Genomic DNA, 17242 nt, shown 5'->3' on the forward strand with positions numbered 1-17242 from the left:
AATGAAAAGAAGGAAAGAATGAGTATGCAGGCTATTATTTTAGCAGCGGGAATGGGAAAAAGGTTAAAGGAATTAACTAGCAATGCCACCAAATGTATGGTCGAAGTAAACGGTGTCACCATGATAGAAAAGACACTGGGACATTTAGAAAAGCTTGGGCTTAAGCGCATTGTGTTTGTCATCGGTTATGAAGGGCAGAAACTGAAAAGTTATGTCGAAAGCTTAAATATCAAAACCCCGTTAGAGTTTATTGACAATGATGTCTATTATAAGACCAACAATATCTATTCCTTATATCTTGCCAAGGAAAAACTTGTAGAGGATGACACCCTGTTGCTGGAATCTGATCTTGTCTATGAAGAAGCCGTGATCCGTAAACTGGTAGATCATCCGTATCCGTCTCTGACACTGGTGGATAAGTTTGAGAGCTGGATGGACGGAACCTGTGTTACGTTAGACGAAGATGACAATATTACAGCTTTTTTGAGTAAGAGAGAATTTGATTTCAGCAAGACAGATGAATACTATAAAACGGTAAATTTATATAAGTTCAGTAAAGAATTCTCCCAGAAGCATTATGTTCCGTTTTTGGAAGCATATTGTAAGGCACTTGGAACAAATGAATATTACGAACAGGTGCTGAAGGTCATTACATTCCTGGATGATCCTCAGATTAAGGCTGTTAAGCTGAATGGAGAAAAATGGTATGAAATAGATGATGTGCAGGATCTGGACATCGCAGAGACCTTGTTTGCCACGAAGGAAGAACGCTTGAAGAGAATGCAGAGCCGCTATGGCGGATATTGGAGATATCCTAAATTGTTGGACTTCTGTTATCTTGTGAATCCGTACTTCCCCTGCCGTAAGCTTATTGATGAAATGAAGAGCAATTTTGAGACACTTTTGACGGAGTATCCTTCCGGAATGAGTGTAAACAGCCTGATCGCTGCAAAAGATTTCGGATTACATAAGGATCAGATGGTTGTCGGAAACGGGGCAAGCGAACTGATCAAGTCTCTTATGGAGCAGCTGCCGGGGAAAATAGGTGTGGTAAAGCCTACATTTGAAGAATATCCGAATCGCAAAAATGCAGAGGATGTCATTGCTTTTCTGCCATCGAATGAAGACTATTCTTATTCAGCAGAGGATCTGATGAACTACTATGCAGATAAAGATATTAAAACATTGCTGTTGATCAATCCCGATAATCCTTCCGGCAATTATATACCGAAAAAAGATGTGCTGTTGTTGGCAGCTTGGGCAGAAGAAAGAGAGATCTGCCTCATTGTGGATGAATCTTTTGTGGACTTTGCGGATGAGACTGACAGTTCTCTTCTGGAACAGGCAGTTCTGACACAATATCCTCATTTGTTCGTAATGAAGAGTATCTCCAAGAGCTATGGAGTACCGGGCATCCGACTGGGAATTTTAGCAGGAGATAATAAAGAAATGATTGCAAAATTGAAAAAGGATGTCTCTATATGGAATATTAATTCCTTTGGAGAATTCTACCTTCAGATCTACGAAAAATATGCCAAAGATTATAAAGCAGCTATGGATAAGTTCCGACAGGAAAGAAGAGCTTTCGTAAATGCATTGGCAGAAGTACAGGGATTACGCGTGATCCCTTCTCAGGCTAATTATCTGCTCTGTGAATTAACAAATGGAGAATCTGCAACAAAGCTGGCAGAAGATCTTTTGGATGAAGATAATATTTTAATTAAAGATTTGTCCACCAAAAAAGGATTTGAAGGCAGAAATTATATCCGGATCGCGATCAGAGATGAAAAGGACAATGAAAAACTGGTAGCGGCTCTTAAAAAGAAGTTAAATTAATTACTTTTCCGGTGATGGAATCCGCAGGAATGAGTCCTATCTTATCGGAACGGCTGTCTATACTTTCCGGACGATTGTCTCCCAATACGAAATACTCATTGTTACCCAAAACTATGGGAGCAGAGGCGTTTCCCGGATCAGTTATAGCCGGAGCATCTGAAAAATAGGGCTCGTAGAGAGGTGAACCGTTGATATAGACAGCTCCGTCCATGATCTGAACAGTCTCACCGGGAAGACCGATCACACGTTTTAGAATCATTCGGTTGTCAAGAGCTTCTGAGCGGATGGTGATAATATCAAAACGGGAAATCTGTTCGGGAATGCCAAATTTTTGTACCAGTAAAAAAGATCCGGAATGGCAGGTGGGCTCCATGGATCTCCCGGAGACCTGATAAAGCTGTACGCCGTAATGACTGATCAGAAAAATAAGGCATCCGATACACAGTATGGACAGTAAATAGTGAGAGATTTTAGACGGCATGAGGACTCCTTTCTTACAACTGCTTAATTTACGGATATAGTAGCATGCGAAAACAGATCATGCAAGAACAGAACATATTATAAATGATGAAAAAGAGGGATAACATATGAAAGTATTACTGGTGAACGGAAGCGGACATGCGAAGGGATGCACCTATACTGCACTGGAAGAGGTAGCGGGTGCATTGGAGAAGAACGGTATCGAGACAGAGATCATTCAGGTAGGCGTAGAACCCATCGCCGGATGCATCGGCTGCGGTGCCTGCTTAAAGACCGGAAAATGTTTCCGTGAGGACGGTGTCAATGAATTCGTAGAAAAAGCAAAGACCGCAGATGGATTCGTGTTCGGATCTCCCGTGCATTATGCATCGGCATCCGGTATGATCACTTCTTTCTTAGATCGGGCTTTTTATGGTAAGAGTGCACTTTTCCAGGGCAAACCCGGTGCCTGCGTTGTCAGCTGCAGACGTGGCGGAGCCTCCGCGGCTTTTGATCAGTTGAACAAATACTTTACCATTAACTGCATGCCGGTGGTATCCAGCCAGTACTGGAACCAGGTACACGGCAATACACCGGAAGAAGTGAAACAGGATCTGGAAGGTATGCAGACCATGCGCACATTGGGCAATAATATGGCGTGGCTGTTAAAATGTATAGAAGCAGGCAAAGCTGCCGGTGTGAGTTTCCCGGAGAGAGAACCGGCGCAGAAGACCAACTTTATCCGATAAATACGACAGACCGGACAGGAAAAGGAGACAGACGAAACTATGGCACAGTGGCAGGGATTGGGAAGATATCCGGAAAATGCAGATCCAAAGGACTGCCCCGCAGCGGGAGAACTGTTGGCTTACGTGGACGGAAGCTATCAGGATGCACTGAAAAAATACGGTTTTGGCTGTATTTTCATCCTTCCCGACGGGCGGATCTATACAGAATACGGCAATGGCGATAACCCGGACTCCCTGAAACAGCGAAATGTATCCGGAGAGATGCTGGGAGCCATGTATGCGGTACGGTTTGCCTTAAACAGTGGATTTCGAGCCATTGAGATCCGGTATGATTACGAGGGGATCGAAAAATGGGTCACCGGTGCGTGGAAGAGCAAAAATGAACTGACACAGAAATACGCACAGACCATGAGAGGCTGGGGACAGAAGATACAGATCCGTTTCATGAAAGTGCCGGCACATTCCAAGGTAAAATACAATGAACTCGCGGACGAGACAGCAAAACTCGGCGTGGCGAACGGTAACGGAATTCCCAAGGTGAAGAGTCTTAGCGATTTCGAGGCGGCGGATGCCGCAGAGAGGATGCAGGATGCGGCTGAATAAATATCTGGCACAGTGCGGTGTATGCTCCAGGAGAGATGCGGACAAACTCATCGAACAGGGAAAAGTCTTAGTCAACGGTCAGGTTGCAGGAATGGGACAGCAGGTGTTAGAGACGGATACCGTACAGGTGGGAAAAAAGATTTTACAGGGGAAACAGACCTGCAAAGTCCTGGCTTTCTACAAGCCGGTGGGCGTCGTCTGCACAGAGCGGGATCCACATGCGGAGAAAAAGATCATGGACATGATCCGCTGTCCGGAGAGATTGACCTATGCCGGACGCCTGGACAAAGATTCCGAAGGGCTGATCCTTCTGACCAACGACGGAGACCTCATTAACGCCATGATGCGGGGAGCAAACCGCCATGAAAAAGAATACATTGTAAAGATCGACCGGGAAATAACACCCGATTTTTTGGAGATAATGAGAAAAGGCATCTATCTGAAGGATCTGGATATCACTACCAGAGAATGTAAGATAGATAAAATAGGAAAATATACATTCCAGATCATACTGACTCAGGGAGTCAACAGACAGATCCGCAGGATGTGCGAAGCCTGCGGAGCGAAAGTGAGATCCTTAAAAAGAATCCGCGTCATGAATATCCGCCTGGGAGATCTGAAGCCCGGAGAGTGGCGTGAGGTCACAGGGGAAGAACTGGAAACGCTTCTGACAGATACCGGAATGTTAAATCGTAAATAATCTTTTAAAGGCAGGAACACAATATGCAGTCTTCAAAGATAGACCGGATCAAATATCTGGTAGAACAACTGAATGCGGCTTCGGAGAGCTATTATGCCAAAGATCGGGAGATCATGAGCAATTATGAATATGATAAGCTCTATGATGAACTGGTGGAACTGGAAAAAGAGACAGGCGTTACCCTGGCGAACAGCCCCACGGTGAATGTGGGCTACGAAGCGGTGGATGAGCTTCCCAAGGAACGTCACGAGAGTCCGATGCTGTCTCTGGGTAAGACCAAAAGCCGCGAAGAACTGCGGGACTGGCTGCAGGGCAACCCTGCAATTTTAAGCTGGAAACTGGACGGACTGACCATTGTGTTGACCTATCGTGAAGGAAAACTTGCAAAAGCGGTTACCCGCGGAAATGGTGAGATCGGGGAAGTTATCACGAATAACGCTCGTACTTTTAAAAATCTTCCGTTAAATATTTCTTATACCGGGGAACTGATCCTGCGGGGCGAGGCGGTTATCACTTACAGTGATTTCGAGAAGATCAACGGTGAGATCGCAGATGCAGAGGCAAAATATAAGAATCCCAGAAATCTGTGCAGTGGATCCGTTCGACAGCTGAATAATGAGATCACGGCCAAACGCAACGTGAGATTTTATGCGTTTACCCTCGTAAAAGCGGACGATGTGGACTTCCACGATTCCAAGGAAGCACAGTTTGCCTTTTTACAGGAGCAGGGATTTGCGGTGGTAGAACATGTGGCGGTGACCGAGGAAAATATCCTGTCAGTCATTGAAGACTTTGAACACAAGATCGAGCATTATGACATTCCCTCCGACGGACTGGTACTTACCTATGAAAGCATCAGCTATGGACAGTCCCTGGGCAGAACTGCAAAATTCCCCAGAGATTCCATTGCTTTTAAATGGGCGGATGAACTTCGCGAGACTACTTTAAAAGAGATCGAATGGAGTGCCAGCCGCACCGGCCTGATCAATCCGGTAGCCATCTTCGAGCCGGTAGAGCTGGAGGGTACCACAGTCAGCCGTGCCTCGGTGCACAATATCAGCATATTACGTTCCCTTCGACTGGGGATCGGAGATCACATTACAGTCTATAAGGCGAATATGATCATCCCCCAGATCGCAGAGAATCTGACCGGCAGTGACAACGTGGAGATCCCGAAGGTCTGCCCTGTCTGCGGACAACCTACCGAGATCCGTCAGATGAATGAAGTACAGACCTTGTATTGCACCAATGAGAAATGCCCGGCGAAGGAGATTAAGGCATACACCCTGTTCGTTAGCCGTGATGCCCTGAATATCGACGGGCTCTCCGAAGCAACATTGGAGAAAATGATCGATCAGGGCTTCATCCACGAATATGCTGACCTGTTCCGGCTGGATCGTTATAAGGAAGTTATCACACAGATGGAGGGCTTCGGAGAGAAGTCTTATCAGAATATGATAGACAGCATTGAAGCTGCGCGCCATACGACGCTGCCCCGACTGATCTACGGACTGGGAATCGCGGGGATCGGTGTGGCCAATGCCAAGGTGCTTTGCAGATATTTTGATTATGATCTGGAGAAAATGCAGTCAGCAGACACAGAGACCTTAAGTGCTATCCCCGGTGTGGGAGAAGTGCTTGCTGGGGCATTTACGGAGTATATGTCCGATGCGGAGAACCTGGAACAGATCGAACATCTGAAACAGTTCCTGACCATTGAGACACCTAAGGTGGATGAAAATGCACAGACACTATCCGGTATGAGTTTCGTCGTAACCGGAAGTCTGAACCATTACGCCAGCCGTAATGATCTGAAAGAAGTCATCGAGGAGAGAGGTGGTAAAGTCACCGGCAGTGTGACGGGGAAGACCACCTGCCTGATCAACAATGACATTACCTCGACTTCTTCCAAAAATAAAAAAGCGAAGGAGCTTCAGGTCCCAATCCTTACGGAAGAAGATTTCCTGAAGACTTATGATATTCCTTACGAGGAATAAGTAGACCTGGAGGAAAATGAAATGCCTATTAAGACACAAAATGATCTGCCTGCAAAAGAGATACTGGAGAATGAAAATATATTCGTCATGGACGAATTCCGTGCTCTGCATCAGGACATGCGTCCATTGCAGGTATTGATCTTAAACAATATGCCGGTAAAGCAGGACACGGAGCTGCAGTTGCTGCGTGCCTTGTCCAATACCCCTTTGCAGGTGGATGTGACCTTCATGAATACCAAGACCCATGTGTCATTGAATACCCCTGCAAGCCATCTCAATAAATTCTACACCACCTTTGATGAGATCAAAGACCGCACCTTCGATGGACTGATCGTCACCGGAGCACCGGTGGAAGATATCACCTTTGAAGAGGTGGATTACTGGGAGGAGACCTGTAAGATATTAGACTGGGCGGAGACCCATGTGACTTCCACCTTGCATATCTGCTGGGCGGCGCAGGCCGGATTCTACCATTATTATGGTATTAACAAGAGACAGTTGCCGCAGAAGCTGTTCGGTGTCTACGAACATAAAGTATCCAATCGGAAAATACCGTTGGTGCGTGGCTTTGATGATATTTTCCTGGCACCGCACAGCCGCCATACCGAGACTCCTTCCGAAGCCATTCATGCCTGTAAGGAGCTGACGATCCTGGCGGAATCCGAGAAAGCCGGTGTATTCCTGGCTATCGCAGAGGAAGGCAAAAAAATCTTCGTGGCCGGGCACCCGGAATATGACCGCTATACCTTGAACAATGAGTACCACAGAGACCTGGACAAGGGATTGCCGATCCAGGTTCCCTATAATTATTATCCGGATGATGATCCGGAGCAGAGACCACTGTTACAGTGGAGATCCCATTGCAATAACCTTTACAGCAACTGGCTGAACTATTACGTATATCAGGCAACACCGTACGACCTGGCTCAGATCCGGTAACACACGTGGAATATCGTGCACATTTTGCTACAATAAATTGATAAAAAATAATAGATATCACTGTTCGTCAAGCTGCCTGTATGGTAAAATACATATCATACAAGTAGCTTTTCATATATTACGAAAGCAGAAAGAATGAGGGAGTACATATGGAAATTAACATTGGTATTATCGCAATCGTCGTATTGGCCATTGCCATTCTGGTCATCCTGGCATCCGGTTATGTGAAGGCATCACCGAACAAAGCCTACATCATCTCCGGTATCAAGAGAGAGCCCAAGGTCCTGATCGGACGTGCCGGTATCAAGATCCCCTTCCTGGAGAAAAAGGATGAACTGATCCTGAAGCAGATCAGTATCGACATCAAGACCAACGGCTATATCCCCACCAAGGATTTCATCGGTGTGGATATTGACGCCGTGGCTAAGGTCAGAGTCCTGACCCAGAGAGATGTCACCGTGAATGCCAAAGGGGAAGTAGTGGCAGGTGCCGATTCTAATAAGAGGATCACCACCGAGATGGCTAACGCAGCCATGAAGAACTTCCTGAATATGAATGAAGATCAGATCCGCGATGCGCTGACCGATTCCTTACAGGGTAACATGCGTGAGATCATCGGTACCCAGTGCCTGAAGGAGCTGTGTAATGACCGTAAGACCTTCGGTGACGAGGTTCAGGCGAAGGCACAGAAGGATATGAATGCCCTGGGTATCTGGATCGAGTCCTGCAACATCCAGAAGATCGAGGATGAGAACAACCTGATCACTGCTTTAGGACAGGATAACATGTCCCAGATCCAGAAGGACGCTTCCGTAGCAAAGGCACAGGCAGACAGAGATGTGGCCATCGCCAGAGCACAGGCGCAGAAGGATGCTAATGATGCACAGGTCATCGCAGAGACCGAGATCGCCCAGAAGCAGACCGAACTGGCGATCAAGAAGGCAGAACTGAAGAAAGAGTCCGATATCAAGAGGGCAGAAGCCGACGCAGCTTATAAGATTCAGGAAGAGGAACAGCGTAAGACCGTGGAGATCACCACAGCGAACGCGAACCTGGCCCGTCAGGAGAAGGAACTGGAATTAAAGGAGAGAGAAGTATCCATCAAGGAGAAAGCTCTGGAAGCTGAGGTCAAGAAGACCGCAGAAGCAAATAAATACGCAGCACAGCAGAAGGCAGATGCCGAGCAGTACGAGAGACAGAAGAGAGCGGAGGCAGAACTCTTCGAGATCCAGAGACAGGCAGAAGCTGAGAAAGCAAAATCCGAGGCAGAGAGATTCGCCAAGGAGCAGGCAGCAGAGGCAGTCAAGGCAGCCGGACTGGCAGAGGCAGCCGCTGTGGCAGCCAAAGGTAAAGCGGAAGCAGAAGCCATCCAGGCGAAGGCGGAGGCAGAGGCAGCCGGTATCCTGAAAAAAGCAGAAGCTATGAAACAGTACGGCGACGCAGCAAGACAGCAGATGGAGTTGGATACTCTGAAGGTATACTTCGAGCAGCTGCCCAAGATCGCCGAGGCTGTGGCTAAGGGCTACATGAACGTGGATTCCATCAAGATGTTCGGCGGCGATTCCAGCAAGCTGGCAGGTGATATCATGACCACCGTGACCCAGGTCACCGACGGTATCAAAGAGTCCACCGGACTCGATATCAACGAGATGCTGGCAAAGGGCTTCGCCAAGGAAAAGGCAGAAGATACAAAGCCTGTAGAGAAGAACGACACCGGTAACGATTATCAGGAAGTATAATATATGATAACAGCGGATGCAAAAGCTACACAAGAAGCAAAAGAATTATTGGAATACCTCAAAAATACAGCGGGACAGCAGATCATCACCGGTCAGCACACCCAGACCATCCCCTGTGAGGAGATTGCCTATATCCGGCAGACCACCGGAAAAGAGCCAAAGCTGCGGGGCTTTGAACTACTGGGGTATTCTCCGAATATCAATTATGCAGACGCTTCCCCGGAATGCCTGACGGAAGTGGAAGAGAATAAAGGCACGGCAGAGACCGCCCTGCAGTGGGCAAGAGCGAACCGCCCGGATAAAGTGAACGACACGGGTACAGAGAACAGCACAGACTATACCACCGGTGGTATCCTCACCTTCAGTTTCCACTGGTTCTCGCCCTTAGGCGGTAGAGACAAAAGCTTCTACACCGAGCATACCGATTTCGATGCGGCTAAAATACTGCAGGAAGGAACTCCGGAGAGAGCCGCCTTCTATCATGACATGGACGCGATCGCCGGGATCCTACAGCAGTTTCAGCAGGAACATATCCCCATCCTCTGGCGCCCCTTCCACGAATCCTACGGCACATGGTTCTGGTGGGGAGCGAAGGGCGCGAAAGTCGCAAGAGACTTATACCGATTGATGTTCGATTATTATACCGGAGAAAAGAACCTGCATAACCTGCTCTGGGTATGGAACAGCGATATAGAGGAAGCCTATCCCGGAGACGAATACGTGGATGTAGTATCCATGGATGTCTACCTCCCGGAGTATCAGTCCACAGACTATGCAGATGCCTATGAGAAACTGGTGGCAGCCACCTCCCGTGACAAAGTGGCTGCCCTGGCAGAAGTGGGCTACCTTCCCGATGTGGATCTTTTGCAAAAAAGCAGAATCCCCTGGGCCTACTACATGACCTGGTCCAAGGAATTCTGCATTGGTGAAAAATATAACAGCGTAGAAAATCTGAATAAAATGTACGACAGTGAATATGCGGTGACACTGTAAAAATCTATGATGAAGGATTTTGCGAGAGGCGTGATAGCCTCTCGTTTTTGCTTTTAGAAAAACTGCAACAAAAGTACTAAAAACAATTTACATAAATCTTAAATATGCTATACTATTTTAGTATTGAATAAAAAAATTGTAAGTTGTAACGAAAAATGCTACAATTATGCAGATATCCCAAATATGTAAAAGTAACAGGTGAATGATCATGGAATTAGGCAGAAAAAAGGTCCGTTTAGGCGAATTACTGGTAAACAGCGGTGTTCTCACGAATGAACAGCTGCAACAGGCGTTGGACAATCCCGCCCGTCAGGGTAAGAAGTTGGGAGAATTCCTGGTAGATGAAGGCATCGTATCGGAGGATGACCTGGCGAGAGCACTGAGCAAACAACTGGATCTGGATATGATCGATCTCCAGAGCACCACTGTGGACAAGGAAGTACTGAATCTGGTGCCGGTCAACGTTCTGAAGAAGAACAAGATATTCCCCTTCGGCTACAAGGAGAACAACTTCAACGTTCTCATGGTCGCCATGGCGGATCCCCTGGATTACAACGCCATCGATGACATCAATATCATCACCAACTTCCAGGTAGAGCCCGTAGTAGCCACCACCCGCAGCATCATGCTGGCGATCGATAAATATTTCGGTCAGGAAGAAGTAACCGAGGCACTGGCAGCCTACGCCAAAGAGAAAAAGCTGGATGTGGTAGAAGATATCGCCACGGAGGAGAACATCAACAGCTCCCCGATCGTTATGCTGGTCAAGGACATGATCGAAAAAGCCGTCCGCCAGCGTGCATCCGATATCCATATCGAACCTATGGAAAATATCATCCGTGTCCGTTACCGTATCGACGGTGCCCTCTATGAGAGAGCGAGATACGGTGTCAACGTACTGTCTGCTATCATCGCCCGTATCAAGATCATCGGCGGCATGGATATCTCCGAGAAGAGAAAACCCCAGGACGGACGTATCACCCAGATCGTAGACCGCGTGGAATACGATATCCGTGTATCCGTCCTGCCTACCGTATATGGGGAAAAAGTCGTAATGCGTCTTGCAGCGAAGAGTGCACTGAACCGCGACAAGAGCCAGTTAGGCTTCAAGCCCTACGAATTAAAACAGTTTGACTATATTCTGAAAAATCCTCACGGTATCATCCTGGTAACCGGACCGACCGGAAGTGGTAAGTCCACCACTCTGTATACCGCACTGAGCGAGCTGAACAAAGAAGACGTGAACATCATCACCGTCGAAGATCCTGTCGAGGCGAATATCGACGGTATCAACCAGGTACAGGTCAACACCAAGGCAGACCTCACCTTCGCGACGGCACTGCGTTCCATTCTGCGACAGGACCCGGATATCATCATGATCGGTGAGATCCGTGACCAGGAGACTGCCAGCATCGCTGTACAGGCATCCATCACCGGACACCTGGTCGTAAGTACCCTGCATACCAACTCCTCCGCCAGCACCATCACCCGACTGGAGGATATGGGTATCGAATCCTACCTGATCGCAGATTCCGTCATCGGCGTTATCGCACAGCGACTGGTCCGCAGACTCTGCCCCTTCTGTAAGAAGCCGAAGCAGGCCACCAGGGATGAAAAAGAGTTCATGGGCCTGAAGGAAGAGGAAAACGTAACCATCTACGAACCCTGCGGCTGCAGCAAATGCGACAATACCGGATTTAAGGGCCGTATCGGTGTCTACGAGATCATGCAGATCACACCGAAACTGAAGACTATTATCAGCAAGCGGGAAGGTGCCGATATATTAAAGGAAGAAGCATTAAAAGAAGGAATGCATACCCTGCGTATGAGTGCCACGGATTACGTACTGGACGGCACCACCTCCTTCTCCGAGATGGTAAAGGTATCATTTGACGTATAATTCTATAAAAACCGCAATATTTTATAGAAATTTCTCAAAATTTATAAAAATTTTTCAAAAACCAGGACCTTTTTAGGGCCGGGGCCCGTCTTACATAGTTGGGGAGATAGTTAAAGATAGAGACGTAATTGGAGGGAAGGCACATGGCGACCTATGGTTACAAGGCCATCACAAAGGCTGGAAAAGAAGTAAAGGGAAGTTTGGAAGCGGATAACAAAGATCTGGCAATGGCAGAACTGAGAAGGCAGGAGCTGACCGTTATCGATCTGGGAGAACAGAGCTTTCTGACAAAAGACATCGATATCCAGATCGGCGGATGGCCCAAGGCCAGGGATCTAAGCGTCATGTGCCGCCAGTTCGTCAGCATGACCAAAGCGGGCGTCAGCATCCTCGAATCCCTGAAAATGCTCTGCGAACAGACAGAGAACAAGAGATTGCAGGATGCACTGAAGGAAGTCCGCATCAGCGTGGAAAAAGGTGAGACCCTGGCAGACTCCATGGCAGAGCACCCGAAAGTATTCCCGGCGATCATGGTGAACATGGTGGCTGCCGGTGAAGCATCCGGTAGTCTGGATACGGCACTCGACCGAGTGGCAGTGCAGCTGGAGAAAAACAGCAAGACACAGGCAATGCTAAAAAAGGCAATGATTTATCCTGTGGTTGTATGCATAGTAGCTGTTATTGTAACGATTGTAATGCTGGTAAAGGTAATTCCTTCCTATGAAGACATGTTTAGCCAGTTGGGAGCTGATTTGCCTTGGATTACAAAATTTTATGTGGCAATGAGCCATGGCATACAAAATTATTGGTTTATTATTATTCCGGTTATTGTTGTAGCAGTGATTGGAATTAAATATTTTGCGGGTACGAATCCCGGAAAACATGTATTTGGCAAGATTGCTTTGAAACTGCCGCTTTTCAAAAAACTAACCGTGAAATCTGCGGCATCCATGATGGCAAGAACTCTGAGCACATTGTTGGGAGCAGGTGTACCTTTGATTGAGGCTGTGGATATCGTATCCGGAGTTATGAACAATATCTATTTTAAAGAAGCCCTGCAGGATGCAAAAGATGAAATTATGATAGGTATGCCCTTATCCAGACCATTACAGGAGAGTGGACTGTTTCCTCCTATGGTATACCAGATGATTCGTATCGGTGAAGAAGCCGGTAGTACGGAAGAAATGCTGGATAAAATTGCAGACTACTATGATGAAGAAGTGGAAATGGAAATTCAGGCTTTCATGGCTGCATTAGAGCCGATAATCATTATTGTATTAGCAATTGTTGTCGGTGGATTGATTGCGGCATGTATGGCACCCATGGTATCTATGTATGCGGCATTGGACAACATATAATTAACCTTGGATTATCCGTTCTGTGTAGGGACAGGACGATAATTAATAAATGGGGCGGAAAACTTACTACCCTGAAATTAAAAAACACATAAAAAGGAGAATGTTATTATGAACAAGAAACAGAAGAGCTTGACAAACAAAGGTTTCTCCCTGGTAGAGCTGATCATTGTTATTGCTATTATGGCAGTTCTGATTGGCGTACTGGCACCTCAGTATCTGAAGTATGTTGAAAGATCTAGAGAGTCCGCAGACCTTACAAACTATCAGGAGATTTTGTCTGCATTACAGATATATGCAGCGGATCCTAGTGTAACAGCAACACCTGGCTCAGATGAAAAAGTTACAGTAACTAGTGGAACAGTAGCAGCAAGTGGTACATGGACACAGGCAGCATTGACAAGTGCTGGTGTTAATGTAGGCAATCTTAAAATGAAGAGCTCTGCATACGCATCAGCAACTATTACAGTTACTAAGAGTACAGATGGATTTGAGTTTAAAGTGACAGGTAATGATAATTTAGCAGCAGCACTTGCGGTTGCGACCACTTCTGCTACCCCTACACCTACCCCGGGAACTTGATTTTAAATAATCTTGAAAGGCACCTGACATGCTCCCAACAATTCTTCTCTACATAGTGATTTTCCTTTATGGAATCGTGATCGGTAGCTTCCTCAATGTGTTGATCTACCGTATCCCGAAAAAAGAGAATATTGTAACGACCAGGTCTCACTGCATGAATTGCGGTTATCAGCTGCGGTGGTACGACCTCGTACCGCTGTTCAGCTACCTGGCGCTGGGAGGCAGATGTCGGAAATGCAAGGCACATATCTCCGCTCAGTACCCCATCATCGAGGCACTGAACGGAGTGCTGTACCTGCTCGTATTCTGGAAATATGGGATGAGCGTGGATTCCCTAGTCTACTGCTTGTTGTTTAGTGCACTTCTTGCTTTAAGTGTGATTGATTTCAGAACATATGAGATCCCTGTGGGATTTAACGTTTTTTTACTGGCACTGGGGCTGATCCATGGAGCCTTCCACTATACACAGTGGCTGGATTCCCTGATCGGCTTTCTGTGTGTCAGTGTATTTTTACTTATTCTGTACTACGCTACCGGTGGCAGAGCCATTGGCGGCGGTGATGTGAAGCTGATGGCGGTCTGTGGACTGTTACTCGGCTGGAAATTGATTATTTTTGCATTTTTACTGGGATGTATCATTGGTTCCGTGATCCATCTGATCCGTATGAAAGTAAGCGGCGAAGGGCATGTCCTCGCCATGGGACCGTATCTCTCCGCAGGGGTGGCAGTCGCTGTCCTGTGGGGCAATGAATTCTTGCAGTGGTATCTGGGTCTGTATCATTGAGACCAGGTACTTACATCTGATATGAGATTAGAAAGTTCTTGGGACACTTTTTCTGTCCCAAATACGATAAAGAACCGATAAGAGGAAGGGTAGAAGCATGGCAATGAACAATCGCGTATTGAGTATTGAGATCGGTAACTCCTTTACGAAGATCTGCGAGATCGACTATAAGGTGAAGAAACCGAAGGTCTACAAAGTATTGACCGTCGAGACCCCGGAAGGCGTCGTGGTGGACGGTATGCTGCAGCCGACGCAGGAGTATGCGGATCACCTGGTGAACGCACTGGGTACGAACGGTATCCGCACGAAGAGAGTGATCTTCACCATTTCTTCTACCAGAGTGGCGAGCCGTGAGGTACAGATCCCGAACGTGAAGGCGAGCAAGATCGAGGCACTGGTGAAGACCAACGCGAACGATTATTTCCCCGTGGATCTGACTCAGTATGAGATCGGACATTATCTGGCAGGCGGACTGACCGAGGAAGGAAAGCTGCGTGTCATGGCACTGGCAGTGCCCAAGGCGCTGTTAAACAGCTATTACCAGCTGGCACAGATGTGCGGTTGGGAGGTTGAGTGCTTCGATTACAGCAGCAACAGCTTATACCAGATCCTTCGTGATGAGAAGTCCGAAAAAGTTACCATGATGATCAAGATCGATGAGAACAGCACCATCGTGACCGTGCTTTCCGCCGGCAAGGTGCTGTTACAGAGAACTGTGGCTTACGGCGTGCAGGATGCCATCGAGACCATGATCGCTTCCGGTGCCTATGCCGTGAACGATCCCATGAGCGCGGTAGAGCGTTTCCAGAAGAAGACCTGCCTGAACAGAGTACTCCATCAGGGAGATAAGCTCTGGGAGGAAAATGCCGGACGCTGGGAAGACGAAGATGCCGGCAATGTGGAAGTCACAGCAGCCAGACAGAAGATCACCGCTTCCCTGGAGCCCCTGATCGTCGGCGTCAGTCGTGTCATTGATTTCTATGATTCCAGAAACGGTGATACACCTATTGAGAGAACTTACGTCACCGGCCTCGGCGGCAGCTTCAGCGGCATGAGCAAGCTGTTCACCAACTGCCTGGAGCGCAAGGTACATACCCTGTCCGAGATGGATGACAAGATCGGCATGAGCAAGGCCATCCGTTCCACAAGACCGGCTGCTTATATTTCCTGTCTGGGCGCGGTGCTGGCTCCGGTGGGACTGATCGACAAGAGTACCCAGAAGGCGAAGGGACTGACGGTAGTCAGCGGCACGAACTACACCTTCGTCAGTGTGGCGGTCCTGGTGCTGGGCGTGATCCTGTCCATCGCCATGGCAGTGACTTCCCTGACAAGATACTTCGGCACCGTGGCAGAGAATGTGGCATTGCAGGCGAGAGTCGAGGAATTACAGCCCGCGCAGGCGGTATATAATGAATACCTCTCAGCGGCAGCACAGTATGATAAATACAAGTATCTGTATGAGTATACCGAGAATCCCAATGAGAATCTCGTAGAGTTCATCAATGAGCTGGAGCAGATATTGCCGGACAGCTTTTACACTGACAGCTTTTCTTCTGATCAGACCGGCATCAGCATGACCGTCAATGTAGAGGGAAAAGCAGCGGCGGCGCGTACTATCCTCAATATCCGCAATATGGAAAGTATCGAGGATGTACAGATCAGTAATATTACAGATAACCAGGACGAGATGGGTGGCTCCTGGGTAATGTTTTCCATGACAGGCACATACAGAGAACTGAGTGATGAGACAGAAGAGACCGGGGAGACCGTAGAGTCCACCCAGTCCGTACAGTAGGAGGCAAATAAAATGAAGGTGAAAAAGAGTGAAATTCAACTTTTGATCGCAGTACTCGGAATCCTCCTTGCTGTGGTTACTTATTTTTTGATATATGCAAAATTTAATGATCTGGCAGACTCTATGGAAAGTCAGAATATGTCCTTAAGATCCCAGGTGTCTACACTGGAGGTATTGGATCAGCGCAAGGCGGATTATCTGGCTGCTACTGAGAAAATGCAGTCATACATCACTAATTTTGAGAGCCGTTTTCCGGTAGATATATTACCGGAAGACAGTATTATGATGGTAAAGAACATGGAGGATGCTACCAGAACCAAGGTGGCGAATATCTCCTTTGGAACGGAGGCAGAGGTCCCATATACTCCGCAGGCGGAAAGTAGCTCTGCTTTGGATAATGCAACAGCAGATGCACCGGCAGATACCGCCGCAGCGGAAGCGGATGCCGCAGTGTCCGGCACAGATACGACCACAATTGTAACCAATAGTCCCGTTTCCACCGAGGGAACGGCTTATGCGGATACACATATGTATGAATTACCTCTCGGTATCAGTATTTCCTGCACTTATAATGATTTCAAGGGACTGGTAAGATATATCTATAATCAGCAGGAGAGACAGAGTATTCAGAGTGTCAGCATCAGTTACAATTCAGAAGAAGGGATGTTGTCCGGCAACATGACGCTGAATACGTATTATCTGATGGGAACGGATAAGGAATACAGCGAGCCGTATATCCCTGCCATGGAGATGGGTGTGGATACTATTTTCGGAAACATGAACTAATAGATTTTTTAATTGGGAGTTGTCA

The 17242-nt window shown here is 47.4% G+C and carries 15 protein-coding genes; 14 read left to right on the top strand and 1 reads right to left on the bottom strand.

Annotation, left to right across the window (positions count from 1 at the left end; genetic code table 11):
* The first annotated feature begins 18 nt into the window (after window positions 1-18).
* Window positions 19-1836 carry an aminotransferase class I/II-fold pyridoxal phosphate-dependent enzyme gene (locus FYJ59_RS02780; RefSeq protein ID WP_331464267.1) on the top strand — a complete coding sequence of 606 codons (1818 nt, stop codon included), beginning with the start codon at window positions 19-21 and terminating at the stop codon, window positions 1834-1836.
* On the opposite strand, the gene lepB is transcribed toward FYJ59_RS02780, so the two are convergent.
* The gene (gene lepB, locus FYJ59_RS02785; protein ID WP_154495162.1) at window positions 1817-2317 is read right to left on the bottom strand and encodes a signal peptidase I; all 501 of its coding nucleotides are present in this window, start codon (window positions 2315-2317) and stop codon (window positions 1817-1819) included. The genes FYJ59_RS02780 and lepB overlap by 20 nt on opposite strands.
* Before the next feature lie 106 nt (window positions 2318-2423).
* Between lepB and FYJ59_RS02790 the strand changes: the two genes are divergently transcribed.
* From FYJ59_RS02790 to FYJ59_RS02850, 13 genes are all read left to right on the top strand, one after another.
* A complete protein-coding gene (locus FYJ59_RS02790) occupies window positions 2424-3044 on the top strand; it encodes a flavodoxin family protein (RefSeq protein WP_022154856.1) in 621 nt (206 codons plus the stop codon).
* 39 nt (window positions 3045-3083) lie between these two features.
* Window positions 3084-3647, top strand: a complete 564-nt coding sequence (locus tag FYJ59_RS02795) for an RNase H family protein (protein WP_154495163.1) — start codon at window positions 3084-3086, stop codon at window positions 3645-3647.
* Complete coding sequence (locus FYJ59_RS02800; protein ID WP_235897891.1) at window positions 3634-4347, top strand: pseudouridine synthase; 714 nt, start codon at window positions 3634-3636, stop codon at window positions 4345-4347. The genes FYJ59_RS02795 and FYJ59_RS02800 overlap by 14 nt, the downstream gene beginning before the upstream one ends.
* A 23-nt stretch (window positions 4348-4370) precedes the next feature.
* Window positions 4371-6344, top strand: coding sequence for an NAD-dependent DNA ligase LigA (gene ligA / locus FYJ59_RS02805; protein ID WP_154495165.1), 1974 nt, complete (start codon window positions 4371-4373; stop codon window positions 6342-6344).
* Window positions 6345-6365: 21 nt separating this feature from the next.
* Entirely contained in the window at window positions 6366-7283 is a 918-nt protein-coding gene (gene metA, locus FYJ59_RS02810; RefSeq protein ID WP_154495166.1) for a homoserine O-acetyltransferase MetA, read from the top strand.
* Window positions 7284-7432: 149 nt separating this feature from the next.
* On the top strand, window positions 7433-9022 hold the full coding sequence (locus FYJ59_RS02815; protein ID WP_154495167.1) for a flotillin family protein: 1590 nt from the start codon (window positions 7433-7435) through the stop codon (window positions 9020-9022).
* Between the two features lie 3 nt (window positions 9023-9025).
* On the top strand, window positions 9026-10015 hold the full coding sequence (locus FYJ59_RS02820) for a glycosyl hydrolase (RefSeq protein ID WP_154495168.1): 990 nt from the start codon (window positions 9026-9028) through the stop codon (window positions 10013-10015).
* A 208-nt stretch (window positions 10016-10223) separates the two neighbouring features.
* Window positions 10224-11915: a GspE/PulE family protein gene (locus FYJ59_RS02825; RefSeq protein ID WP_154495169.1), complete on the top strand. Its 1692-nt coding sequence runs from the start codon at window positions 10224-10226 to the stop codon at window positions 11913-11915.
* A 143-nt stretch (window positions 11916-12058) separates the two neighbouring features.
* Complete coding sequence (locus FYJ59_RS02830; protein WP_154495170.1) at window positions 12059-13273, top strand: type II secretion system F family protein; 1215 nt, start codon at window positions 12059-12061, stop codon at window positions 13271-13273.
* A 108-nt stretch (window positions 13274-13381) separates the two neighbouring features.
* Window positions 13382-13852 (top strand): type II secretion system protein, encoded by a 471-nt coding sequence (locus tag FYJ59_RS02835; RefSeq protein ID WP_154495171.1) that lies wholly within the window; start codon window positions 13382-13384, stop codon window positions 13850-13852.
* A gap of 28 nt (window positions 13853-13880) precedes the next feature.
* Window positions 13881-14636 carry a prepilin peptidase gene (locus FYJ59_RS02840; protein WP_154495172.1) on the top strand — a complete coding sequence of 252 codons (756 nt, stop codon included), beginning with the start codon at window positions 13881-13883 and terminating at the stop codon, window positions 14634-14636.
* Window positions 14637-14733: 97 nt separating this feature from the next.
* Window positions 14734-16431, top strand: coding sequence for a pilus assembly protein PilM (gene pilM / locus FYJ59_RS02845; RefSeq protein ID WP_154495173.1), 1698 nt, complete (start codon window positions 14734-14736; stop codon window positions 16429-16431).
* 12 nt (window positions 16432-16443) lie between these two features.
* Complete coding sequence (locus FYJ59_RS02850) at window positions 16444-17217, top strand: hypothetical protein (RefSeq protein WP_154495174.1); 774 nt, start codon at window positions 16444-16446, stop codon at window positions 17215-17217.
* The last annotated feature ends 25 nt before the right edge of the window (window positions 17218-17242 follow it).

It is taken from the genome of Waltera intestinalis (assembly GCF_009695995.1).
GTDB classification, from domain to species: domain Bacteria; phylum Bacillota; class Clostridia; order Lachnospirales; family Lachnospiraceae; genus Acetatifactor; species Acetatifactor intestinalis.